A 24238-nucleotide genomic window follows, 5' to 3' on the forward strand; every position below is an offset into this window, starting at 1 on the left:
TCAGCCCCGCCCGGGCGACTGGGCTCTCACCCGGTTGCGGCCGTCCCGCTTGGCCTCGTAGAGGTAGGCGTCGGCGCGCAGCAGCAGCCCCTCCACGTCCTCGTCGCCCGTCAAGGAGGCCACGCCGAAGCTGGCCGTGGCCGCCATCTCGCCGGCCTGCCCGGCCCGCTGCCCCTCAAGGCATTCGCGCAGCCGCTCCGCCGTCTCCATGGCCCCAGCCAGCCCGGTCTGGGGCAGCAGCACCGCGAACTCCTCGCCGCCCCAGCGGGCCGCCACGTCCGCCTGGCGCAGCACCTTCCGGCAGGTCTCGGCCGCACCGCGCAGCACGTCGTCCCCCGCGGCGTGGCCGAAGGTGTCGTTGATGTCCTTGAATCCGTCCATATCGAAGAGGATCACGGAGAGCGGCTGCCCGTAGCGTTTTGCCTGGCGCGCGGCCTGGCTGGCCAGCTCGGAGAAGTGCCGCCGGTTGAGCAGGCCCGTCAGCCCGTCGTGCTGAGCCTGCTCCCGGAGCTGCTCCTGGGTCTGGAGCAATTCTTCCTCCAGGCGGCAGCTGGTGAGCGTGATCAGGCAGAAGACCATGACCACGATGCTCAGAATGTTCCCCGCCAAAAGGGGCAGGATGCCCGAACCCTGGCGCAGGATTTCCGAGTCGGGGTTCATGGACCAGACCATGATCCCCCTGGCGACAAGGAGCGCCGCCAGTACGCAGAAGCACCCCGAAAGAAGCCTTTGGATCGGCAGGCACCGGCCGTGCGAGCCCCGCAGGGCGTCCAACCCCGTACGCACCATCAGCGCGCCCATGGTCAGGCTGTTGAGCAGAACGCGCATGTGGAGGTCGTTCTTGAGGAAAAGAAAACCCAGCACCACTGCGTACATCATCAAGGCGACGAGGAGGTTCTGACGCTGCCGGACGCGGTCCCTGTCGAAGCCGTAGAACCGGGCCAGCCCGCTGTAGAACAGCAGGATGCTCGCGAAGTAGAGCCCGTTGGTAAGCACCACCGAGGGTATCTCGCCGAGAATCCCGCGGGCGTAGAAGCTCCCCCCGGCGAAGACCCAGCAGACCAGGGCGATGGTCCAGGAGCGGAACCCGGGATAGGCCGTGCGCAGGGTGTAGGCCAGCACCATGATCATCGCCATGGCGAATTGCAGCAGGAAGCCCAGGAGCAGGGCGGTGTTCAGGTCGATCATCGGATGGGCCGGGCTGATGGTCCGGCGCGGCGGGAACTTCGCTGAGCCGCACGGCGCGTCTCGCCGGTGGCATCCAGAAAACAAGCCGCATCCGCAAAGGCGGAAATAACGCAGGATGCGCATTCCATGAATGACGTCTAAAACCCGCGCCGCGCGCTGTCAACATGACCGCCAGGGCGGCGGCCCGCTGCGTGACAGACTCCCTTCCCCGGACTTGCGGCGGCGGACGCCTTCAGGCTCGACCGGGGCGCCGTTTTCTGGCAGGAATCTTCGGCCTACACGCAGCTTTCGACCAACAGGCGGCCTAATGTCCATACCCCAGCGCCGGATGTACCTGTTCCTGCTTGTCACCGCAGTGGCCTCCCAGATCGGGATGCAGGGCTGGGTGACGCTCATCAACAACTTCGCGGTGGAGGCCGCGGGGCTCGGCCCCTTCGAGATGGGCATGGTCCACTCCGTACGCGAGATCCCGGGCTTTCTCTCCCTGCTGGTCATCTACCTGCTGCTGCTCATGAGCGAGCACCGCGCCGCCGCGCTCTCCGTGCTGGTGCTGGGGGTGGGCGTCTCGGTCTCGGGGCTGGCGCCCAGCTTCTGGGGCGTGGTGTTCACCACGCTGCTCATGTCCACGGGCTTCCACTTCTTCGAGCCGCTCAACCAGTCGCTCTCCCTGCAATACTTCAGCCTGGAGATGGCCCCGGTGATCCTGGGGAGGCTCCGGGCCGCCTCGGCCATCGCCAACATCGCGGTGGGCGTGTTCATCTACGCCCTGGCGGGCAGCCTGGGCTACCCCACCCTGTTCGGGCTGGTGGGCGGCTTCGTGGCCCTGCTGGGCCTCTGGGCCCTGTTCCAGGACCCCTCCGACAAGGACATGCCCCCCCAGCACAAGAAGATGGTCCTGCGGGCCCGCTACTGGATCTACTACGCCCTGACCTTCCTCTCCGGGGCGCGCCGCCAGATCTTCATGGTCTTCGCGACCTATCTGCTGGTGAAGAAGTTCGAGTACTCCCTGGCCGCCATGAGCGCGCTGTTCGTGGTCAACAACCTGGTGGCCTGGGTGGCCAACCCGATCATCGGGCGCATGATCAACCGCTTCGGCGAGCGGGCGCTCATGACTATCGAGTACGTCTGCGCCATCCTGGTGTTCATCACCTACGCCTACACCGAGTCGCACATCGTGGCCGGGGCCATGTTCATCCTGGACAGCCTGGCCTTCAACTTCGTGGTCTGCATCCGCACCTATCTGCAGAAGATAGCGGACAAGCCCGACATCGCGCCCTCCTCAGCCGTGGGCTTCACCATCAACCACGTGGCCGCGGTGTTCATCCCGGCGCTGGGCGGCTGGCTCTGGACCTTCAACTACCGCATCCCCTTCATCACGGGCGCGGCCCTGGCCGTGGCCTCCCTGGCCCTGGCCCAGCTGGTGCGCACGGAGAGGGCCTGATCGCGGCCCTTCCCTTCCCGGCCCGCACCTGATACGCGGCCCACGAAACCAAGCCGCACATCACATCCGGCCCGCAAGGCGCGGGCCGGCTCCACGCAGAGGGAAACATGAAGAAATACGACGGCGCCATCCTGGTCACCGGCGGAGCCGGGTTCGTGGGCTCCAACCTGGCCATGACCTTCAAGGCCCGCTACCCGGAGCAGGAGATCATCGTCCTGGACAACCTCAAGCGCCGGGGCTCGGAGTTCAACCTGGGCCGCCTGGCCGACGCGGGCATCCGCTTCGTGCACGGCGACATCCGCAACCCCGAGGACTTGAGCTTCGAGTCCAAGATCGACCTGCTGCTGGAGTGCTCGGCCGAGCCCTCCGTGCTGGCCGGGTTCGGCGGCAGCCCCGAATACCTGATCAACACCAACCTCACGGGCACCATCAACTGCCTGGAGGTCTGCCGCAAGCACAAGGCGGACGTGGTGTTCCTCTCCACCAGCCGGGTCTACGCCTACGACCCGCTCAACGCCGTGCCCGTCACCGAAGGGGCCACCCGCCTGGTGTGGTCCACCGAGGACGGCCCCCAGGGCTGGAGCCCGCGCGGCGTGGCCGAGGACTTCCCCATCTACGGGGCCAAGTCCATGTACGGGGCCACCAAGCTCTGCTCGGAGTTCGTGCTGGAGGAGTACCGCGCCATGTACGGCGTGCGCGGAGTGGTCAACCGCTGCGGCGTGATCGCGGGGCCCTGGCAGTTCGGCAAGGTGGACCAGGGCGTGTTCTCGCTGTGGATGCAGGCCCACTATTTCAAGCGCAAGCTCAAGTACATCGGCTTCGGCGGCTCGGGCAAACAGGTGCGCGACCTGTTCCACCCGGCTGACCTCTTCGATCTCATCGAGCTGCAGCTGGCGGATTGGAACAAGGCGGACGGGGGCATCTTCAACGTGGGCGGCGGCCTGGAAGTGAGCCTCTCGCTTCTGGAGACCACCATGCTCTGCGAGCAGATCACCGGCAACCGCATCGAGGTGCTGCGCGACCCCGAAAACCGCCCGGCTGACATGGCCATCTACCTCACGGACACCGCCAAGGTGCGCGAGACCTTCGGCTGGACGCCCAAAAAGAGCGCCCGCGACATCCTGACGGACCTGTTCGACTGGGTGCGGGAGCACGAGAAGGAGCTGGAGCTGCTGGGGAAGATGTAGCGCAGCGGGCGAACACGCTTCACAATGGATCAGCCCCGCGCCGACTCTACGGCTGCGGGGCTTTTTCTTGCCCGCCGAAAAGGCTTCCAGCAGGCTCGCCGGAATGCCCGGGCATCCAAAAATAAAAAGCCGCCGCGGGGTCACCCCCGCGGCGGCTTGGAACTCGAAGCGAAGCGGCCGTTACTGCCGCACGGACCTCTCGAAGCGCGACTCCTTGCGTTCGATGAGGTAGCGGGCGAAGTCCGAGGCGTCCATGAACACCACGTCGGGCGAGCCCTGGGTGGCGGCGATGGGCGCGAACTGGCCGAGCATCCCCGCGTCCTCGTGGATCCACCACTTGCCGGCCGGGATCTTCGTGCCGCAGCAGGGGGTGGTCATATCCTTAGCGGCGTAGCCCCAGCGCTGGCCCTTGAACTTGGGCATGTTGGTGCACACGCTCTCCACCAGGGCGTCGATGTCCGCGTCGGAGATTTCGGACTTGCGCTTCCAGTAGTCCAGGCGGCGCACCTCCACGGCCAGCTTGCGGATCTCGCCGTACAGCTCGTCCAGGGTGGGCGTGGCGTGTGAGAAGGTGCGGCGGCGCTGGGCCGGGTCGGTGACGTAGAAATAGGCGTAGCCGCCTTCAGGCTCGTCCTGCCCGGCGCGGGCGACTTCGAAGCCCTTGGGCAGCACGTCGGCCACCAGGCGGCGAAGGTTCATGGGAACTTGGTTCATCGCTATCAACCTGATATATATGCAAATTTGCTTTACATGCGTTGTTCAGCAGGAGGTTATTATGCACTTTTTGATTACTTGTAAAGGTCACAACAGTGACATTCGCGCGGCGGGGCCTGCAAAAGAGCAATTCTTCCGTTTTTGCGGCGTGCTCGCCGGGTAATGCTCCAATTGCTTCCGCACCTGGCCGGCGGCGACAAAAACCGTTTCAGCCTTCGTATGGAGAATCCGGGAGGGCGTCCGCCCTTTGGAAAACCCATGCCAGGCCGGACATGCTCTTGAGTTTCGGGCTCAAGCAGCGAGTGCCCTGAGAGGCTGCTCCACCCGGGCAAAACAACGTGCGACCGGCCGGCGTCGCCCCTTCTGCTTCCGCGACCATGCCCATGCTGGGAAACCGCTCCCACGCCCTGCCCCGTGACAACTGGCCTAAAAAAACCTACCAATATCCCCGGAGGACGACCATGAAGTACATCATCTTCGAGGATTTCGCGGGGCATCCGGCCCCGATTCTCTTCCCCGGCCGAGTCAGCCACGGCGAGATGCGCGAACTCGTCCCCTATTCGTCCGTTCTCTCGGCCGGATATGTGGAGTTCGCGGGCGGAAGCCTGAACGTGCACGGCCACTCAGTTTCGCTGGGCGTCAAGTCCCGCGCGGCGGACCTGGAGATCATCCTGCGCCACCTGGCCCCGGAGGCCTAGCTTTTTGCTCGTGCGGAGGGTAGAGACCCGTTGTTCACATCAAATCCGCACCCAATCGCAAGGAGAATACCGTGGAAGAAGAAACCTTCGAGATCGATCCCCAGGATCTGCTGCTGGAAAACGCCATGCGCGTGGTCTTCAAGGCCGCCGAGCTGCTCGACGCCGACGACCTGACCCCCGCCCAGCTCAAGGACCTCTCCGGCGCCCTGCGTGACGCCACCGAGATCGTCGTGACCATCGAGAGCGCCTGCGGCTGCGACCACGACCACGAAGGGGACGTCGCGTAGCGTAACCCGATGACGATTCTGTACCGCATCACGTATCTGGCGTTCTTCCTGCCCCTGCTCATCGCCGTGTCCTGCCTGTGCTGGCTCACGGCCGGGATCGGGAAGAACGCCCCCGTGGCCCACTGGTTCATGTGCCTGTGGGCCCGGTTTTCCCTGGCCGTTTCGGGCGTTGAGGTCCGCGCGGACCTCTCCGCCCTGAAGCGGGGCGTGCCTTGCGTGTTCCTGGCCAACCACCAGAGCCAGTTCGACATCCTGGTGCTGGTGCACGCCCTGCGTGACTGGAACGTGCGTTTCGTGGCCAAGGAGAGCCTGTTCAAGATACCCATTTTCGGGCCAGCCATGCGCCGCACCGGGCACATCCCCATCCTGCGGGAGAACTCGCGCAAGGCCATGAAGTCCATCGACGACGCGGTGGCGGCCGCCAGGAAGGGCATCTCCGTGGTGGTCTTCCCCGAAGGCACCCGCAGCAACGACTTCAGCCGCCTGGGCGAGTTCAAGATCGGCGGCATGATCATGGCCCTCAAGTGCGGGCTGCCCGTGGCCCCGGTGATCGTCTCCGGTTCGGGAGACGTGCTGCCACGGGGCAAGTGGATGCCCAAGCCCGGCGTGGTGCACGTCAAGGCCCTGCCCGCCTTCGACCCGGCCGAGCGCTTCACCATCCGCGAGCGCGAAGCCTTCCGCACCTGGCTGCAGGACTACATGGGGGCAGCATACCAGGAGGTTCGCCAATGTCCGCCGCGGTGACCATCTATCCCCTGGGCGGCCTGGGGGAGATCGGCATGAACTGCATGGGCCTGAGCTGCGACGGCAGCCTGGTCATGGTGGACTGCGGCCTCATGTTCCCCGAGGACTACCTCTTCGGCGTGGACGTGGTCATCCCCCGGTTCGATTTCATCCTGGCCCGCAAGGAGCAGCTCAAGGCCATCGTGCTCACCCACGGCCACGAGGACCACATCGGCGCCCTGCCCTGGCTGCTGCCCTACGTGGACGCCCCCATCTACGGCTCGCCCTTCACCCTGGCCCTGGTGGCCAAGAAGCTCGAGGAGCACGACCTGCTCAAGCACGCGGACCTGCGCCCCGTGCAGAAGAACGAGCGCGTGGAGATCGGCCCGTTCGCCTTCAATTTCTTCCAGGTCTGCCACTCCATCGTGCACAGCTACGGCCTGGGCATCGAGACCCCGGCCGGGCGCATCGTGCACACCGGGGACTTCAAGATCGACCGCTATCCGCTGGACGGCCACCAGACCGACCTGGACGCCTTCCGCGGCTTCGCCGAGCCGGGCGTGCTGTGCATGATGTCGGACTCCACCAACGTTGAGCGCGAAGGCTTCGCCCTCACCGAGATGGAGATCAAGCAGAGCCTGGGCGAGATTTTCCGCAAGGCCACCGGGCGCATCGTGGTCACGCTGTTCTCCAGCCACATCCAGCGCATGCAGGAGATCTTCGACCTGGCCCACGACACGGGCAAGCGCGTGGCGGTTTCCGGCAGGAGCCTGGCCACCAACATCGAGCTGGCCCGCGACCTGGGCTACCTGCGCATGCCCGCCGGGGTCTGGGCCGACATGGACGAGCTGCCCGCCATGCCCCTGGACAAATCCGTGCTTTTGGTCACCGGCTCCCAGGGCGAACCGCTCTCGGCGCTCTCGCGCCTGGCCACCGGCGAGCACCGCCAGCTGCGCGTGCACCCGGGCGACCTGGTGCTCATGAGCTCGCGCTTCATCCCCGGCAACATCCGGGCCATCCACAAGCTCATCGACAAGCTCTACCGCCAGGGCGCGGAGGTGCTCTACGAGCGCGTCCAGGGCATCCACGCCTCGGGGCACGCCCACCAGGAAGAGCTGGCCATCATGCTCGACACCGTACGCCCCAAGTTCTTCATCCCCGTGCACGGCGAGTACCGCCACCTGGTCAAGCACCGCCGCCTGGCCCTGGAGCACGGCGTGGCCCCGGAGCGGGCCATCATCATCGAGGACGGCCAGCCCATCACCTTCCTGGGGGAGGGCGGCATCCGCCTGGAGGACCCCATCCTCGTGGAGCAGGTCTACGTGGACGGCAAGGGCGTGGGCGACGTGGGCCAGAGCGTGCTCAAGGAGCGCCAGCTCCTGGCGGGCGAAGGCATGGTGGTGGTGATGCTGGTGTTGGACGACAAGACCGGCGAGGTGATGATCGGCCCCAACCTGATCTCCAAGGGCTTCGTGTTCGAGCAGCAGTATTCCCACGTTCTGGAGGACGCCAAGTGCGTCATCCTGGACACCATCGACAGTGTGCCCCCCGGCAACACGGACAAGCTCAAGGAGCGAATCCGCTCCTCCCTGCGGCGCTTCTTCCGCAAGGTCCTGGAGCGCGACCCCGTGGTGGTGCCGGTGGTCATCTCGCTCTAGCGCACGGGCCGCCGCGAGGCGCGGCCACTCTCCGCCTTGCCCACCCTTCAGTTCCCGCAGCACGGAACGGCGCTGCGGAGCCCAACGCAAGACGGGCCACGACTCAGCGCCGTGGCCCGCCAATGCGAGGGATGGAGGGAAAATCCGCTATCAGTTAGTTGTGGGAGCCGTGCCCGCCGGGCTGGGCGCCGCCGGTCTTGGGCTTGTCGCCGCCGTGGCCCCCGTCATGGCCCGAGGAATGGTCCATGCCGCCCATCATGCCGCCCATTTGGCCGCCCATCTTGTCCATCTTGCCGCCCATCTTGTCCATCATGCCGGACATGCAGCCTTCCTTGCCGCCCATGTTGTCCATCATACCGTCCATGCGGCCCCAGGTGGGAATGCCTTCTTTCTCCAGCTTGCGGCGCAGGGCCACCTCGGCCCCGAGCAGCTTCTCCTCCTGAGAGGCGACCTCCTTGACCAGGGCGGCCACGGCCTTGTCGTCAGCGTTCGGCATGGCCAGGAGCGCGTTGAGCTCATGGCGCTTGGCCTTGAGCATCTCCTTGTGGGCCACGACTGTGCGGCCTTCGGTGAGCCAGATCTTGCGGGCGGTCTCCTGCTGGTCGGCGGGCAGGTGCTTCATCCAGCCAGGCAGGCCCGGGGCGTAGGTCTGGGGCTTGGAGGGCGTGGACGCAGCGGCCGGAGCCTGGGCCTGCGGGGCGGCCTTGGGGGCGGTGGCGGCGTCCTGGGCGGCCATGGCGCCCAGGCCGATCAGGAAAGCCAGGGACATGCCGCCCACGGCCTGAAGGTAACGGGAAGTCTTGGACATATTGCGGTACTCCTTTGGGGGTTCAATGCCTACCTGACAGGTAGCATTTGGCGTGCCAACCTGGAACACCTCGAAACTACAGGCATCTTAACCCGTTGCGGCCCTGCGAGGCGCGCACAGCCTTGCACATGCCTGCACATGCCCGTGCAAGGGCTTGCACACCCTGCGCGCCGGGCGCCGAAAATCGCACCCTATGGCCGCTACCCCCTTGCCAACTCGCGCATTGCGTAGTAGCTAGTCCCGCTTCCCAACATCACACACGCCGTCATCGCCGCCAAGGGTGCCCTTACGGGCCGGCAGCGGGGCCCGGCGTGGAGGAAAAACCCAAAGGAGAGGACTCATGGCTTACGTCACCATGAAGCAGCTGCTCGAGACCGGCGTCCACTTCGGACACCAGACCCGCCGTTGGAACCCCAAAATGCGCCCCTTCATCTTCGGCGCGCGCAACGGCATCCATATCATCGACCTGCAGCAGACCGTGAAGCTGTTCCAGAAGGCCCACGACTTCCTGGTCGAGACCGTGGTCAAGGGCGGACGCATCATCTTCGTCGGCACCAAGCGCCAGGCCCAGGAGGCCGTGCGCAAGGAAGCCGAGCGCTCCGGCCAGTACTTCGTGACCCACCGCTGGATGGGCGGCATGCTCACCAACTTCCAGACCATCCGCGGCTCCATCGACCGCCTGAAGAAGCTGGAGACCGCCTTCGAGGACGGCTCCATCCACAAGCGCTACCACAAGAAAGAAATTTCCATGTACGGCCGCGAGGTGACCAAGCTCAACGCCACCCTGGGCGGCATCAAGGACATGGACGGCCTGCCCGCCGCGGCCTTCATCATCGACCCCAAGCGTGAAGAAATCGCCGTGCAGGAGTGCCGCAAGCTGGGCATCCCCGTCGTGGCCGTCGTCGACACCAACTGCGACCCCGACCTGATCGACTACATCATCCCCGGCAACGACGACGCCATCCGGGCCATCAAGCTCTTCGTCACCTGCGTGGCCGACGCCTGCCTCGAAGGCCAGGCCGCCTCCAAGGACGAGGGCGCCGCCGCCGAGAAAGAAGACGTGAAGCCCGAAGCCGCGACCGTCGAGGAAGCCGCCGGGGCACAGGAGGAGAAATAATCATGGCTCAGATCAGCGCCAGTGTTGTCAAGGAACTGCGCGACCGGACCAGCGCGGGCATGATGGACTGCAAGCGGGCCCTCGAAGCCTGCAACTGCGATACCGAGAAGGCCATCGCCTGGCTGCGCGAGAAGGGACTGTCCAAGGCCGCCAAGAAGGCCGGACGCTCCACCTCCGAAGGCGTCATCGGCTCCTACATCCACTCCAACGGCAAGATCGCCGTGCTGGTGGAAATCAAGTGCGAGACCGACTTCGTCGCCCGCGGCGAGAAGTTCCAGGAGTTCGCCAGGAACGTGGCCATGCAGATCGCCGCGGCCAACCCCCTGTGCGTCTCGTCCGACCAGGTGCCCGCCGACGTGCTGGCCAAGGAGAAGGACATCTACGTCGCCCAGACCAAGGCCGAGGGCAAGCCCGACAACATCGTCGAGAAGATCGTCGATGGCCGCATCAAGAAGTACTACAAGGAAATCTGCCTGCTCGAGCAGCCCTTCATCAAGGACGACAAGCTCACCATCCAGACCTTGCTGAACGACCTGGTGGCCACCCTGGGCGAAAACATCCAGATCGGCCGCTTCGTCCGCATGCAGCTGGGCGAAGACGCAGCCGAGTAACTGCCGAAGAAACGGGCCGCAAGGCCCGTTTTTTTTGATCTCAAGTGCGGGGCGGGAGCTTTGGTCCAGCAAAGTTTCCCCTCGCGCTTCTTCAAGAAAACCATTACGTAGCTTCGCGTCGATCGCGTCATTTTTGTAGCACCCCCCTGCCCCGGCCAGCCGGGATTCGGGGTGGGCGCTGCGCACCCGCGCCGCGTGGCCAGGCCCGCGGCCGGCGGCCCATCGCGCCCTCCCCAGGATGAATTCATATGGAAAACCTTCGTTTCAAGCGCGTTCTGTTCAAGCTCTCCGGCGAGGCCCTGGCCGGGAATAAAGGTTTCGGCATCGACCCCGAGACCGTCTCCGCCTTCTGCGGCCAGATCGTCGAGGCAGCGGAGATGGGCGTGCAGCTGGCCATGGTCATCGGCGGCGGCAACATCTTCAGGGGCATGTCCGCCTCCGCGTCGGGCATGGACCGCGCCAGCGCCGACTACATGGGCATGCTCGCCACCGTGATGAACGCCGTGGCCGTGCAGGACGCCCTGGAGAAGCTCGGCCTCTGCACCCGGGTGCTCTCCGCCATCACCATGCGCGAGGTCTGCGAGCCCTACATCCGCCGCCGCGCCATCCATCACCTGGAGAAGGGCCGCGTGGTCATCTGCGCCGCCGGAACCGGCAACCCCTACTTCACCACCGACACCGCCGCCGCCCTGCGCGCCATGGAGCTCAAGACCCAGGCCATCATCAAGGGCACCAAGGTGGACGGCGTCTACGACAAGGACCCCAAGACCAACCCCGACGCGGTCATGTTCGACCGCCTCACCTACATGGACGTGCTGGAGAAGCAGCTCAAGGTCATGGACTCCACCGCCGTGACCCTGGCCATGGACAACAGCATGCCCATCGTTGTCTTCAACATGTTCGTGCCCGGCAACCTGAAAAAGGTAGTCACCGGCCAGAAGGCCGGCACCATCGTGGAATAAGGAGAGACGCATGGACGCCGTGATCGCTGACGTCAAGACCCGCATGGAAAAGGCCTCCGCGGCCCTGGACAAGGAATTCTCCCACCTGCGCACCGGCAGGGCTTCCGTGGCCCTGCTCGACGGCATCAAGGTGGACTACTACGGCACACCCACGCCCATCGACCAGTTGGCTTCCGTCTCCACGCCGGACAGCCGCACCATCACCATCCAGCCCTGGGACCGCGCCGCCTTCGGCCTGATCGAGAAAGCCATCCAGAAGTCCGACCTGGGCCTCAACCCGGTCAACGACGGCAAGGTCATCCGCATCGGCATGCCTCCCCTCACCGAGGACCGCCGCAAGGAGCTGGTGAAGGTCGGCAAGAAGTACACCGAGGAGGCCAAAGTCGCCGTGCGCAACATCCGCCGCGACGCCAACGACTCCCTGAAGAAGAAGCTCAAGGACAAGTCCCTCTCCGAGGACGACGTGCGCAAGGGTGAGGCCGAAATCCAGAAGATCACCGACTCCTTCGTGGCCAAGCTGGACCAGCAGTTCGCCAAGAAGGAAAAGGAAATCATGGAGATCTGATGACGGGTCCGGTTTCGGCGCTGCCGCGCCACCTGGCCGTCATCATGGACGGCAACGGACGCTGGGCCGAACGCAAGGGCCTGACGCGAAGCGAGGGGCACGACGCGGGCACCCGCAACGCCAAGGCCCTGGTGACCCGCTGCCGGGAGCTTGGCATCGGGCACCTGACGCTCTACACGTTCTCCACCGAGAACTGGGGGCGCCCCAAGGATGAGGTCAACTTCCTGTTCGACCTCATCGTGCGTTTCCTGAACAACGAGCTGTCCTCCCTGGTGGAGCAGGACATCAGGCTGCGCGTGTTCGGCGCGATGGACCAGTTTCCGTTCACCATGCGCCAGGTGCTCAAGCACGTCATCAAGAAGACCGAGAAGTGCGCCTCCATGTCGCTCAACCTGGCCCTGAACTACTCCGGCCGGGAGGAGATCCTGCGGGCCTGCCGCAGGCTCATGGAGCGCGGCGTGGGGCCAAAGGGCGTCACCGAGGAGAGCTTCTCGGCCGAGCTGTACACCGTGGGCCAGCCCGACCCCGACCTGGTGATCCGCACCAGCGGTGAGGTGCGCATCAGCAACTACCTGCTCTGGCAGAGCGCCTACGCGGAGTACTACTTCACGGACGTGCCCTGGCCGGACTTCGACGCCGCCGAACTGGACAAGGCCCTGGAGTCCTACGCCGCCAGGCAGCGGCGCTACGGGCTCACGGGAGCCCAGGCCGAAGAGGCCGGAAATTAGCCGAGAAACGAAACGCCCGCGCAAGCGGGCGTTTTTCTTTGAATCGTCAAAAGTTGCCTCCGGCGGCCAAAGGGGCTTAACCCCTCTGGACTCCCACTCCGCTTCGCGTCGGCTGCGGTGGCGATTTCCGGGTTGAAACCTCCGTTCATCCCCCAAGGCGACGCGCCTTCGCGGCGCCCAGGGGACAGGGGCGAAGGCCCGAAAAGCCGTCACCCCCTCGGCAACCGCACCCTGACCGTCGTGCCGCTCCCGTTGCCGGTGCTCACCGCCACGTCGCCGCCGTGGGTCCTGGCGATGAGCCGGGCAGAGTAGCCCCCCAGCCCGGTGCCGCCCAGCTTGCCGTGGGTGGCGTACTTCTCGAACAGGCAGCCCCGCATGGCCTCTGGCACGTCCCGCACGTTGCGCACCTCCACCACGTCCCAGCCGTCCTCGCGCAGCAGGTTCACGCCCACCCTGTCCCCGGGTGAGGACGCCTCCAGCGCGTTTTTGATCAGGTTGGCCAGCATGGTGTAGCAGAGCAGCTCCTCGCCGCGCACCATGAACGGCTCCTCCTGGGCCACGAACTCCAGCAGGATGTCCGAGGCGCGGTACGGCCCGCCGGATTCGTCCCAGATGGAGCGCACAAGCCCCGCAGCGTCCACGGGGCGGGCGTCCAGGTCGTATTCGCCCCGCTCCATGCGGTAGATGGAGAGCGACAGCGTGATCATGTTCTGCATGCGCCGCCCGGCCTCCAGCATCAGGCGGATCATCTCCTTCTGGCGGGCGGTGATGTTGTCCGATTCAAGCAGCATCTGCGGCAGGGTAAGGAAGGCCGACAGCGGGGACTTGAGATCGTGCCGGGCGATGCGCTCCACGTCCTCACGCAGGTTCTCGGCGCGCTTGTGCTCCGCGAGGCCGGAGACAGCGCTGGCCAGCACGTCGCTGAAGTGCTCCATGTAGTCCGTGGCCATCTCCGGGCGGTAGCGCTGCGAATTGGCGTCCGCCAGCACCAGCACCCCGGCCCACTCGCCTTCGCGGAAGCGGTCCTTCAGGGGATAGACGAAACAGGAGCGCCAGCGCCTGGCCTCCTCCTCGCTCAGCACCCCGGCGGGCGCCTGCGCCGTGGAGCCCAGATAGGCCTTCGCCTTCCCGGCCAGCACCTTGGCGGCGATGTCCCCCAGGCACCCGCGCTCCATGAGCGGGAAGCCCTCCGGCAGCAGGGGCTCGAAATCCACCCTCTCCAGGCTCAGGCGCATCAGCCCCACGCGGAACAGGCGGCGCAACTGCTCCACGAGCTGGGGCAGGCGCTCCAGGTCGCGCAGTTCCTCCACCAACTGGAAACCCTGCCGGAAGCGGTCGAAGGATCGCAACCCGCCCTCGTAGAGCTTCTTGTTGCGCTCCAGCGCGGCCTCCAGCTTCTCCACGCGCAGGGCGGCCATCATGGCCCGTTCCTCCACGGCCTCGCGGTCGGCCAGAAGGCCGAGCACCGCCTGGCGCAGGGCTTCGGCCTGACCCACAAGCAGGGGGATCTGCTCTTCGCGCGCGGAGCGCTCCAGAGCCTGGAGCTGCCCGAGCACCGCCGCCAATAAAGGATGACCGTTCATGGCCACATGCTAGCCCACGGCCGCACTTCTGAAAAGGCTTACCACGCAGGGGCAAAGCCCAGGGTTGTGTCTTACGGCGTTCATGGTTAAAAAAACAATAATCAGGGGACGCTGCATGAAAAAACTCTTCGGCGCCCGCATCAAGGCGCTCAGACACCAGGCTGGCTTGACCCAGGCCGAGCTTGCCTCCCAGGCAGGCATCTCCGACCGTTTCCTGGGTAGGCTCGAACGCGGCCTGGCTGCGCCTTCATTCGAGAGTGTGGTCATCCTGGCGCGCACCCTGGGGGTCGATCCCGGGGAGCTGTTCCAACCCGCTCCGCGAAAGAGCGCACGGGGGAAGCCGCCGGAAGGGCCGCCCTCTCACCCCGTTGGCGGGCCCGGCGATTCCCCTGTCTCCGGAGTCCCCAGCCAAGCTGATTTCCTCAAAGGCATCGACGGCATCACCATAAAATGCGTCGATCCCGAGATGAAGCTTCTGTGGATGTTCTCCAACAACCCGTTCATGCAGGAGAGGATCCAGGGCCACCAGGGCCGGAAATGCCACTCGCACCTGCACGGCTTCGAGTCCCCCTGCCCGGGCTGCGAACTCCCCGAATCCATCCGCGCCCTCAGGCCGCTCAGCGGGGAGCTCACTGTCCCCGAGGGGCTGACGTTCCTCACGCGCAGCGCCCCGGTATTCGACGAGACAGGCCGTCTGGTCTGCGCCATCCACCTGACCGTGGACATCACCGAGCGCAAGCACATGGAGGAGGCGCTGCGCCTCACCCAGGCCCGCCTGGAGCACCTGCTCGCCTCCAGCCCCATGGTGCTGCGCACCTGTTCGCCCGACGACCCCTTCACGCCGACCTATGTTTCTGAAAACATCCGCGACATCTTCGGCCATTCGCAACTGGACCTTATGGAGGCCTCCTTCTGGCTTTCGCAGGTGCACCCCGTCGACGCCGAGAGGGTACGCCGCGCCCAGGCCGGGCTGGCCGCCAGGGGCCGTCTGTTGCAGGACTACAGGGTGCGCAACCGGGAAGGCGTGTGGCGCTGGGTGCGCGACCACCAGAGGCTCGTCACCGACTGCGAGGGCCGCCAGTTGGAGATCGTCGGAGCCTGGCAGGATATAACCGACTCCAAGGCATCGGAGATCGTGCTGCGCTCCTCCGAATCGCGCTACCGCGACCTGTTCCTCACCAACTCCACGGTGCAGCTGCTCGTAGACGGCGACACCGGAGCCATCCTGGACGCCAACCCGGCGGCCCAGGCTTTTTACGGCTACACCTGCGGCGAACTGCGCTCCATGAACATCGCCGACATCAACACCCTGGAGCTGCCCGTGCTTGGGCAACGGCTGCGGGAGGCCTCCAGCGCGAGGACGCGCGTTTTCCGCTTCCGGCACAAGATTGCCTCAGGAGCCCTCCGCGACGTGGAAGTGCGCGTCTCCCCCCTGCTCCAGGGCAAACGGGTGGTTCTGCACTCGCTGATCTTCGACGTCACGGACAGCCAGACCGCCATGCAGTCGGTCAAGCCGGGGAGGGACTGCGCGGCCCTGCTCGGCATGATCTCGGACATGGCGGCCGTCCTGGATTCGGGGGAGAAGCTGCTGGCATGCAACGAGCCCCTGGCGCAGGCGCTGGGCTCCACGCGGGATGCGCTGCGGGGAGCGCCCTGCCCTCCCGAACTCAGTGACGTGCTGCACCGTTGCCAGCAGCGGGAGGCCCAAGCCGGCCTGGCGGACGAAACATGGCTGCGCTGCACCTTCGCGGGCAGGGAGGCGCAGGCGCGGGCCACCACCATCTCGGGCCAGGGCCAGCCGGACAAGATCGTCATCGTGCTGCGCGACTCTCCCGGCTTGCCAGGCGGGCGATAATTCTCTAGGGAACTCTCTTCCAGTCGGGGCGTAGCGCAGCCTGGTAGCGCACCTGCCTTGGGCGCAGGGGGCCGTGAGTTCAAATCTCGCCGCCCCGACCAATAGAATCAATGGGTTACGATGAAAATCGTGGCCCATTTTTTCTTTGGAAAATTTCGGGATACAAACTGGGTCAAACAATGGAGTCGTAGGAGCCTTAAGGGGAATCGTCCTTCGCGAGCAAGGCGTGATGCCGGTGCAAACTTCCAGAGTCTAGTACGTTTCGAAAGTATAGACCTCGGGCAAGTTGACGGGAGGCACCCGGGGGGAAGGTCACTCCGAGCGGCTTATGTGCCTCTGCTCATTGTACGGCTTTACCCAGTCCTGCACGATCTCCATGACTTCGCCCAAACTGTTGAAAACATGAAAATGCAACACGCCGTGACGAGAGGTGCGGTTGAGCCTCCCGTCATACGAGTTCTGAGTGGGCCTGCCTGGCTGATGCGCTCCAATTCCACTCCGTGCTTCTCGGCCCAATCTGCCAGCGCAGGCTCAGCCCGTGATCGAGACAGAGGTAGGTGATCAACTCGCACTTGTCGGCCGGCCTTACAACTTTTTGCGATCACATCCTTCAGCTCCTGGTTTTCCAGGCTCAGCTCAGCAAACATCGGCTTCGGCCTGTTGTGTTCGGACTCAAGCTCCTTCAGGCGTCGCACATCAGACGCCTCCATGCCGCCGTATTTGGCCTTCCACTTGTAGAACGTGGTCGAACTGACCACGTTCTCACGGCATATGCCCGAGGCTGGGCGACCAGCCTCTTCCTCTTTGAGCATCTTGACGATCTGGCTTTCTGAAAATCGAGATTTCCGCATCGTTCCCTCCGGGGCTGCTTTGCCAGAAATCTCAACTTTTGGCTGGTCCTATTCTAGGGGAGGGTTACACATGGAGTGAATTCGATTCAGGTTGGAAGCCAAGATGGTCATTGAAGACTGGCGCAAGCAGCACAACGAGGTCCGGTCCCACTCAAGCCTTGGAAGGATGACCCCCAAGACCTTCGCCGGAATGATCGGCAACAACCTGAATCAGGGGGCCACTCTCAAATATTGAGTGGTCCGAAGTGACCCGGCAGGCTAGGCCATGCCGGAGCGAACACTGTTTCAACGACTTGAACAAGATATATACCCAAGCATAATTTTAAATATGTCACGCAAATAACTGCACATTACAAGATGTTCACATGAATACGGCAGGATCAATCCAGTATCATTAATGAATGTGGGAGTTGATTAGCACTCAATAAACCAGGAATAGTTTGACTGAGTCAAAAAGCCTGTTAAAATAAGAATGAAAAATACCATACTGATTTAGTTGTGAACGGATCTTGCTGGGTTCATTCGAAATATTTTACCGGACACCACGGAGTGCCATTGAAACTATACGGCGGGCCACAACGGATTCGCTGCCGCATGCGGCCAGGAAAGATGTCTACAGCCCCCCTGAGCGGCTTAAAGGGGTAAAATATTAAAAGTCATCGATGCGGATCATTGATGAGATAGGCTTTCAGCCTTTGCCCCATGGCGAAGCTGTTTCATGGTTCCGGGTGGTTAACTGACGCTACGACACAGGCAGTACGGCCATCCCGACGAACAAGTTAGTCAAAGATTATCCGGAGATTTTAGCCGGTGACGGTACGATGGCCACGACAAATTGATCGATTGCCGCACGGGAGTCACGTCCTGGACGTCACAGGACGTTCATACAGGCTCAAGGCATTAGAGAGCATGCTCAAGTAGAAGTCCGGTACTTCAAGGCGTTTTGATGAAAGAGGACGCTGGAAATGGTCCGGCGGGCAATCAAAACAACCAGGAGTCGTAAAGACTCATGTCCCCGATCTTCATAAAAACTCCCGCCCCTGGACACCTCTGAGTGGTTCTGAGCTTAGGGGGCCTCAAGAATTCAGGGATATATTCTTCGATGGGCGGAACTAGCGCTCACATGCCGCCGACTAGAGCGTTCACTTCCTGGAGCAGAGTCTTTTGCGGATTTTGCTGAAGCCACAAGGCCCAAAAAACAGTTTTTTGGCAATAGCACTCTTAACCCTGGATTACATGCAGTTCCAACTGGACGGCAACAGGGAACAAGACAGAGTTTTCGACACTGGGTTCTATATTCGCAACATTTCTGGATAAAGGCAATTTGCCTTGAAGTTAACAAAGATGTTCACACGTTATGCCTACCACAGGAGGTAGTTATGAAGTGGAAACATATGTTTCACCGGAATACTGGCGTCGTGGTTATCTTGATCTGTCTTGATTTTCTTGGATTTAACGTCCATGCCACAGCTCAGCACCCTGCAACAGACCCCAACTACCAAGCATCAGACTCCGGTGAAGATGGAATATCCTGCTATGACCCTCTCCAGGTATTCGCCTTTAACGACCTGGGAATGCACTGCTACGACCAAGACTTCTCTGTTTTTTCCCTCCTGCCGCCTTTTAACGTAGTCCACTCCCAGGTTGTCATCAAAGGGGCCAAACCCAGACTATTGAATGACACCCAGGTCAACCTCACTTATCGCGCCATAGCCGACCCCAGTGGATCCATCAATACCACCAGCATCGGCAAGACCAACTTTTGGACATATATCACCAAGCTCTATGGAGTGACTCAGCCCCCGGACACAGGAATCCTGGGTTACAAAATGCCCAACGCCAATTTCGGACCGCAGGCTCTGACGCCATACGACCCTAACTATAAATGGTTCAGCGCTACCGGTATTCCCACGACCAACATTGACGATAAGCTCAACATCAATTCCTTCACCATGATGAAAGTTCGGGCCGTGCACAAGATTGCCTTCCTCAGGCCCAAATCCCTCGACATCGTACTTCCAGCCTCAAGCGAGATGAATTGCGCATCTTGCCACGAGACCGCCGCTTTTGTCCCGCTCAACCCCGGCAGCGCCAGCGATGCCTCACCGCCGCCACGGCTCACCTCGCTGACGCCTGACAGCTTCAGCACCAATCCGGACGCCAACATTCGCTTCCGTGAGAATATCCTGATCCTGCACGACGCTTTGAACGCCACTACCCTGTACGCCAAGTATCTTGCCGGCAACCCGACGCTCTGCGCCTCCTGCCATTATTCCAAGGCGCTGGATCTGGGGGGGACCGGTCCCCAGGGGCCTCAGCTGACCCACATCTATCTCTCCAGGGGCATGCATAAACATCACGGCACCTCCTGGCCCATGCTGGACGGCATGGGAACCTATGTGGTCCCGATTCCGGGGACCGGGGTGACGCAATGTTATTACTGTCATCCCGGCAACGACACCCAGTGTCTGCGTAGCGTCATGGCGGTCAAGGGCATGCAGTGCCAGAGCTGCCACGGTGAATTGCTGCAGGTGGGCGGCTTCACCCCGAATTTAGGGCAGCCGGGCTTCGTAGATCCCTACCTGCCGGACGTTAACGCCCCGAACCTGGTGGTCAACCTGACTACCACCGGAGCCCAAAGGCGCCCCTGGGTGGATATGCCCAAGTGCCAGTCCTGCCACTCCGGTGACGCCCTCAGCCATCTGGGAGACAATCTCATCGGCCAGACGGCATATGATCCCAACGACCCGGCCGCGACGTCCCTCATCGCGCCCAACCAGCGCTTTGCCGAAAATCCAGGGCAGCTCTTCCGCTTCAGCGGGACGCATGGGGGCATGGCCTGCCAGGCCTGCCACGGCAGCCCCCACGCCGAGTGGCCGGCCCGGTCCAGCACCAACGACAACATCACCGCAACACAGATCCAAGGCCACACCGGCGAAATCGCCGAATGCGGCGCCTGCCATCTTCCCCTGCTGCGCCCAAGTTTAGGAGGGCCTCACGGCCTCCACAACGTTAATGACGCTGGCTGGATGAGACAGCACGGCTTCTTTATGCGGCGCGACCGGACCACCTGCATGGCCTGCCACGGCACGGACCTGAATGGCACGGCACTGAGCCGGGCCAAAGACAACCGGACTCTTCACCGGAGCAGGAGTCTGGGCGGCGTGGTCAACTACACCACGGGAACACAGGTGAGCTGTTATAGCTGTCATACCAACATCATCTTTCACACCTATCTCCCCCAGATCAATTTATTGCTTCAGAACGGCAAATAAAACCCAGGAGAACCATAAAATAATACATTGTAATCGCCTCAGGCCTGCAACTCTTGCATGATGCATTATAACTCTGGGCAGCCGCGGAGGTTAACAATGGCCAATCTCAACCTATTGCCCCGGTCACCACCAAGTTCAGGATGCAATGACGGCTAACGTACTTGAGGGATGAATCGGGATCGGTCACCTTTGAAGTCTAGTCCACTCGAAACCTGCGCTAGCGGTCCAGATCGTGGCGCCGAGGGAAGCGTTTGCCTCGGCGCCACGTTCACGCTAAGCATCTGCTGCGACGCGTCCACGGGCTGGGCGCCGCGCCTGCTCCGCGCGCTGATCCGGGGCGAAACCGTGACGAAACGGCGGTTGAGATGGACACCATTCTTTCCCTGGAGACCCCACCGGAGATCGGGTACGCCCGCGTCCTGACCTTCGCAGCCGAGACGCTGGCCCGGTCGCGGGGGCTTGCGGCGCGCGAGCAGACACGCTTCCAGCTGGCGGTCGAAGAGTTCTTCACCTACCTCGCCAAAACCGTACCCGGCCATGCCCCCATCAAGACCGTCCTGACGGGCAAGCCCTACCAGGTCTGCGCCTCCATCCGCTTCAAGGCGGCCAATCTGTGCCTGGGGGCGCTCAACGCGTGCTGCCCCGCCGCTCCGGCGGGCGACCTCGAGGCCGGGGAGCCCCTGAGCCTCATCCTCGCGGGGCGTGTGGCCGACCGGTTCCGCATCGACTGCGAGGGCGGCGACGCGTTCGTCCTGCACGCCGAGGTGGACAAGGTCTATCCCAAGGCCGACACGCCGGACCAGCACATCATCATCCGGCCGCCCTACCGCGCGGCCGCCCAGGACGACCCGGGCCTGCTCGTGCTCGCGGCGGGCCTGGCGGCGGCCAGCTACCCGGCTTGGCACTGCCCGGCCAGCTTCCAGACACCCGGGAAGTTCGCCGACATGAGCCAGGCCGGCAGGTTCCAGAGCATCATGGCCCTGGACGCGGCGTCCCATCCCGCGGGGCTTTTGTGCTGGACCAGGTCCGGCGACAAGGGGTTGTCCTTTTCAGGCCCGTTCGTGTTCGCGCCCCCCGAGGACGGAGCCGAGGTGGCCCGCTTGCTCATGGACGCGTTCCTGGCAGCCGTGGCCCGCGAAACCGCCGAGATCGTCTTCAGCGAGCGGGCCACGCCGGACACCCCACCGGGCTACTTCGAGCCCCTGGGGTCGCTCACCCTGCACGCCCCGGGCGGCACGATCGAACAGCCCGTACTGTACCGCCACCTGCGGGAAGACACGGGCGAGACGGTCTGGGCGGCCCCTGAACTCGCGGATTTCCTGCATGGCGCCTACGACCGGCTGGCCATGTGCCGCAACGTCATGACGGCCCACCCCGCGACCTCCGCCGAGCGAGAACGATCGCTCTTTTCGGCCACAGTGGACAAATACAAGGCGACAGCGGCGCTGCGCCCCTTGCTGGACGGCGAGGACACCCAAGCCAACCTCGCGGCCCACGTGGGGGCCTTGTCCGGGAAGGGCGTCGCGAACATCTTCCTCTACATCGACCTCTCCCGCTCCTGGGAGGCCGCATTGGCCGGGGCGGCCCTGCGGGCAGGTTTCAGGCCGAGGCTCGTGCTTCCCTTCGCGGGCCGCTCGGACGTCCTGGTGCTCCAGCATGACCAGGCTGATTGACCTCGTCCCGCCCCACGTCCTGGGCTTCGAGAGCTACGTCCCGAGCCGCCCGGACGAGGTTCTCAGGCGCCAGTACGGTGTGGACGCGCTCCTGCGCCTCAACAACAACGAGAACGCCCTGGGGCCGCCGCAGGCCGCCCGCGAAGCCTTGGCGGCCTTTCCGCCCGTGCAGGGTGCGGTCTACCCCAACGGCGACTGCCACTTCCTGCGCGAGGCCCTGGGCCGCGCCTTCGGCAAGGACCCCGGGCAGTTCCTGGTGGGCAACGGCTCCTGCGAAGTGATCACCTCCGTCATCAAGGCGTTCTGCCAGCCGGGAGACGCCATCGTCACGGCGGACAAGACCTTCGCCGTGTACGAATGGGTGGCCGCCTTCTCCGGCATAGAGACCAGGCTGGTCCCGCTCAAGGATTACGCCCTGGACCCCGAGGCCATGCTCGAAGCCGTGACCGAACGGACCAAGATCGTCTTCGTGTGCAACCCCAACAACCCCACAGGCTCCTGGTGGGACAAGGCCGTTCTGGAGCGTTTCCTGGAAAGGCTCGCCGGGCGCGCGGTGGTCGTGCTGGACGAGGCCTATCGCGAGTTCGCGGAGTCCCCCGACTTCCCGGACGGCATGGACGTGCTGGAGCGCCACCTCAACGTGCTCGTGTTCAGGACGTTCTCGAAGATGTACGGGCTGGCCGCGTTGCGGGTGGGGTACCTGTGCGGCGCGGTCGAATCCGTGGACTTCGTGCGGCGCACGCACCTGGTCTACTCGGTCAACGCCCCGGGGCAGCTGGCGGCCCGGGCCGCCGTGGAGGACGGAGCCGCCCACGTCAAGGCCACGCGCAGGATGGTGGCCCAGGCGCGCGGGTACCTGCGGGGCGTGTTCGACTCGCTCGGCCTGGAGCACGTCTCGGGCGAGGGGAACTACATCATGGCCCGCGTGCCCGTCCCGGACACGCTGCTCTACCGGCTCCTGATGCGCCAGGGGGTGATGGTGCGCACCATGACGGGCTTCCGCTTCCCCAACTGGATACGGGTCACCCTGGCGGAGCAGCCCGCCATGGAGGCCTTCGCCGCGGCCTTGCGCAAATCCCTGGACGGCAGATGAACGATCCCGCCGTGGAAGGGCCGCAACGCCTCTTCACCTATGATTTCACGGTGCTCACCCTGGCGGCGGCTTTCGGCTTCTGCAACATCGCCGTCTTCTACGGGCTCGCCAGCTGGCTCGAGCGCATAGGTGTCGACCCAGCCTGGCGCGGGGCCGTGATCGCGGCCGAGCCGCTGGCCGCGCTACTGGCGCGGCCGGTGTTGAGCGCGCGGCTCACCCCCCGCCATGCGCTCGCCCTGGCGCGGATCTCCATGGCCGGCATGGGGGTCGCCCTGCCGTGCTACCAGTTCGCGCACGGGGTTCCCGCTTTGCTCGCCGTGCGCATCCTCCACGGATTGTCCTTCGTCTGCCTGGTGAGTTCGGTCATGACGCTGCTCGCCAGGGCCGTGCCTCCCCGGCTTGCCGGGCGGGCGTTCGGCTACTTCTCCCTGTCGTCCCTGGTGCCCTACGCCCTCATGCCGCCCTTGACGGAGTGGCTCCTGCCGCGCGTGGGGGGCGAGGCCCAGGCCTACGCCTGGACCGCGCTGCTGGTCCTGCCCGCCCTGGCGCTCATGCTGCCGCTCAGCGCGAGCCTGGGGCCCTCCGCGCTGTCCGGGGAGGAGTGCCGGCCCCCTTCCAGGGGCGACATCCTGAGCAACCTGGGCAGGCTACCGATCCAGCTGCTGCTCGGCTCCAACCTGCTCGTGTTCGCCGCCACCACGCAGGTCTTCTTTTTCATGAAGCCGTATGCCCTCTCCCTGGGGCTGGCCGACCCGGGGCTCTTCTTCACGCTGTCCACCGCCGCGTCCATAGCCGTCCGGGTCCTCGCCGGGTCCTTCTACGACAGGCTCCCCCGGCGCGCGGCCGCCACGCTGGCCATGCTGGCCCTGGGCGCATGCATGGCGTCGTTCCTGCCGGCCGGGGGCGGGGCGCTGTTCTTCGTCCTGGCCGGGGCCTACGGCCTGTGCCTGGGCGTGGCCCTGCCCCTGCTCAACGCCGCCATGTTCCTGGAGTCCGAGCCGCGCCTTCGGGGCATGAACATGAACCTGATGCTCTTCATGATGGACGCCGGGTATGTGCTGGGGCCGCTGGCCGGCGGGGCGCTCGTGGCCGGAGCCGGCGGCTACGGCGCGCTGTTCGCGGTCAGCGCGGCAAGCGCGCTGGCGGGTGCCGCGATGCTCGCGCCGCTGGCGGTCAGGGAGCTCAGGGAGCGACGCGGCGGCCGGCACGCACCCTGAACCT

At 64.3% G+C, this 24238-nt stretch carries 22 protein-coding genes, 1 tRNA gene and 1 pseudogene; 18 read left to right on the plus strand and 6 right to left on the minus strand.

What is annotated here, in order from left to right; translation table 11 throughout:
- Complete coding sequence (locus MLE18_RS10030; protein ID WP_243438664.1) at window positions 1-1188, minus strand: GGDEF domain-containing protein; 1188 nt, start codon at window positions 1186-1188, stop codon at window positions 1-3.
- A 307-nt stretch (window positions 1189-1495) separates the two neighbouring features.
- On the opposite strand from MLE18_RS10030, the gene MLE18_RS10035 reads away from it, so the two are divergent.
- Both MLE18_RS10035 and MLE18_RS10040 read left to right on the plus strand, forming a co-directional pair.
- A complete protein-coding gene (locus MLE18_RS10035) occupies window positions 1496-2629 on the plus strand; it encodes an MFS transporter (protein ID WP_243438665.1) in 1134 nt (377 codons plus the stop codon).
- A gap of 107 nt (window positions 2630-2736) precedes the next feature.
- Complete coding sequence (locus tag MLE18_RS10040) at window positions 2737-3816, plus strand: NAD-dependent epimerase/dehydratase family protein (protein ID WP_243438666.1); 1080 nt, start codon at window positions 2737-2739, stop codon at window positions 3814-3816.
- A gap of 180 nt (window positions 3817-3996) precedes the next feature.
- Here the strand turns inward: MLE18_RS10040 and MLE18_RS10045 are convergent, their stop codons facing one another.
- Entirely contained in the window at window positions 3997-4515 is a 519-nt protein-coding gene (locus tag MLE18_RS10045; RefSeq protein WP_243438667.1) for a hypothetical protein, read from the minus strand.
- Between the two features lie 476 nt (window positions 4516-4991).
- Here MLE18_RS10045 and MLE18_RS10050 point away from each other — a divergent pair, with 476 nt between their 5' ends.
- The 4 genes from MLE18_RS10050 (at window position 4992) to MLE18_RS10065 (ending at window position 7896) form a co-directional block, all read left to right on the plus strand.
- Window positions 4992-5228 (plus strand): hypothetical protein, encoded by a 237-nt coding sequence (locus tag MLE18_RS10050; RefSeq protein ID WP_243438668.1) that lies wholly within the window; start codon window positions 4992-4994, stop codon window positions 5226-5228.
- 71 nt (window positions 5229-5299) lie between these two features.
- Window positions 5300-5515, plus strand: coding sequence for a hypothetical protein (locus MLE18_RS10055; RefSeq protein ID WP_243312079.1), 216 nt, complete (start codon window positions 5300-5302; stop codon window positions 5513-5515).
- A 9-nt stretch (window positions 5516-5524) separates the two neighbouring features.
- Window positions 5525-6259, plus strand: coding sequence for a lysophospholipid acyltransferase family protein (locus MLE18_RS10060; protein ID WP_243438669.1), 735 nt, complete (start codon window positions 5525-5527; stop codon window positions 6257-6259).
- Entirely contained in the window at window positions 6244-7896 is a 1653-nt protein-coding gene (locus tag MLE18_RS10065) for a ribonuclease J (protein ID WP_243438670.1), read from the plus strand. The genes MLE18_RS10060 and MLE18_RS10065 overlap by 16 nt, the downstream gene beginning before the upstream one ends.
- A 154-nt stretch (window positions 7897-8050) precedes the next feature.
- Here MLE18_RS10065 and MLE18_RS10070 read toward each other — a convergent pair whose 3' ends face one another.
- Window positions 8051-8704, minus strand: coding sequence for a periplasmic heavy metal sensor (locus MLE18_RS10070; RefSeq protein ID WP_243438671.1), 654 nt, complete (start codon window positions 8702-8704; stop codon window positions 8051-8053).
- 340 nt (window positions 8705-9044) lie between these two features.
- Between MLE18_RS10070 and rpsB the strand changes: the two genes are divergently transcribed.
- From rpsB to uppS, 5 genes are all read left to right on the plus strand, one after another.
- Window positions 9045-9821 carry a 30S ribosomal protein S2 gene (gene rpsB, locus MLE18_RS10075; RefSeq protein ID WP_243438672.1) on the plus strand — a complete coding sequence of 259 codons (777 nt, stop codon included), beginning with the start codon at window positions 9045-9047 and terminating at the stop codon, window positions 9819-9821.
- A gap of 2 nt (window positions 9822-9823) precedes the next feature.
- The gene (tsf, locus tag MLE18_RS10080) at window positions 9824-10432 is read left to right on the plus strand and encodes a translation elongation factor Ts (RefSeq protein WP_243438673.1); all 609 of its coding nucleotides are present in this window, start codon (window positions 9824-9826) and stop codon (window positions 10430-10432) included.
- Between the two features lie 248 nt (window positions 10433-10680).
- The gene (gene pyrH, locus MLE18_RS10085; protein ID WP_243438674.1) at window positions 10681-11394 is read left to right on the plus strand and encodes a UMP kinase; all 714 of its coding nucleotides are present in this window, start codon (window positions 10681-10683) and stop codon (window positions 11392-11394) included.
- Between the two features lie 10 nt (window positions 11395-11404).
- Window positions 11405-11959 (plus strand): ribosome recycling factor, encoded by a 555-nt coding sequence (frr, locus tag MLE18_RS10090; protein WP_243438675.1) that lies wholly within the window; start codon window positions 11405-11407, stop codon window positions 11957-11959.
- The gene (gene uppS / locus MLE18_RS10095) at window positions 11959-12687 is read left to right on the plus strand and encodes a polyprenyl diphosphate synthase (RefSeq protein ID WP_243438676.1); all 729 of its coding nucleotides are present in this window, start codon (window positions 11959-11961) and stop codon (window positions 12685-12687) included. The genes frr and uppS overlap by 1 nt, the downstream gene beginning before the upstream one ends.
- Window positions 12688-12896: 209 nt before the next feature.
- Here uppS and MLE18_RS10100 read toward each other — a convergent pair whose 3' ends face one another.
- Window positions 12897-14270, minus strand: coding sequence for a sensor histidine kinase (locus MLE18_RS10100; RefSeq protein ID WP_243438677.1), 1374 nt, complete (start codon window positions 14268-14270; stop codon window positions 12897-12899).
- A gap of 115 nt (window positions 14271-14385) precedes the next feature.
- Here MLE18_RS10100 and MLE18_RS10105 point away from each other — a divergent pair, with 115 nt between their 5' ends.
- Both MLE18_RS10105 and MLE18_RS10110 read left to right on the plus strand, forming a co-directional pair.
- On the plus strand, window positions 14386-16125 hold the full coding sequence (locus MLE18_RS10105) for a PAS domain S-box protein (RefSeq protein ID WP_243438678.1): 1740 nt from the start codon (window positions 14386-14388) through the stop codon (window positions 16123-16125).
- A gap of 24 nt (window positions 16126-16149) precedes the next feature.
- Window positions 16150-16226 (plus strand) — tRNA-Pro (locus tag MLE18_RS10110).
- A 211-nt stretch (window positions 16227-16437) separates the two neighbouring features.
- On the opposite strand, the gene MLE18_RS18190 is transcribed toward MLE18_RS10110, so the two are convergent.
- Complete coding sequence (locus MLE18_RS18190; protein WP_419714891.1) at window positions 16438-16641, minus strand: integrase core domain-containing protein; 204 nt, start codon at window positions 16639-16641, stop codon at window positions 16438-16440.
- Window positions 16642-16648: 7 nt separating this feature from the next.
- Window positions 16649-16976 (minus strand): annotated as a pseudogene (locus MLE18_RS18195) (transposase); the annotation flags it as partial.
- A gap of 103 nt (window positions 16977-17079) precedes the next feature.
- Between MLE18_RS18195 and MLE18_RS18200 the strand changes: the two are divergent.
- The 5 genes from MLE18_RS18200 to MLE18_RS10140 all read left to right on the plus strand — a co-directional run bounded on the left by MLE18_RS18200 (window position 17080) and on the right by MLE18_RS10140 (window position 24234).
- Window positions 17080-17211 carry an integrase core domain-containing protein gene (locus MLE18_RS18200; RefSeq protein WP_419714892.1) on the plus strand — a complete coding sequence of 44 codons (132 nt, stop codon included), beginning with the start codon at window positions 17080-17082 and terminating at the stop codon, window positions 17209-17211.
- A gap of 1144 nt (window positions 17212-18355) precedes the next feature.
- Window positions 18356-20251, plus strand: coding sequence for a hypothetical protein (locus MLE18_RS10125; protein WP_243438679.1), 1896 nt, complete (start codon window positions 18356-18358; stop codon window positions 20249-20251).
- Window positions 20252-20616: 365 nt separating this feature from the next.
- Window positions 20617-21924, plus strand: coding sequence for a hypothetical protein (locus tag MLE18_RS10130; RefSeq protein ID WP_243438680.1), 1308 nt, complete (start codon window positions 20617-20619; stop codon window positions 21922-21924).
- Entirely contained in the window at window positions 21908-23017 is a 1110-nt protein-coding gene (locus tag MLE18_RS10135; protein ID WP_243438681.1) for a pyridoxal phosphate-dependent aminotransferase, read from the plus strand. Before MLE18_RS10130 ends, MLE18_RS10135 begins: the two co-directional genes overlap by 17 nt.
- Complete coding sequence (locus MLE18_RS10140) at window positions 23014-24234, plus strand: MFS transporter (protein ID WP_243438682.1); 1221 nt, start codon at window positions 23014-23016, stop codon at window positions 24232-24234. The genes MLE18_RS10135 and MLE18_RS10140 overlap by 4 nt, the downstream gene beginning before the upstream one ends.
- The last annotated feature ends 4 nt before the right edge of the window (window positions 24235-24238 follow it).

Source organism: Fundidesulfovibrio soli (genome assembly GCF_022808695.1).
GTDB classification, from domain to species: domain Bacteria; phylum Desulfobacterota; class Desulfovibrionia; order Desulfovibrionales; family Desulfovibrionaceae; genus Fundidesulfovibrio; species Fundidesulfovibrio soli.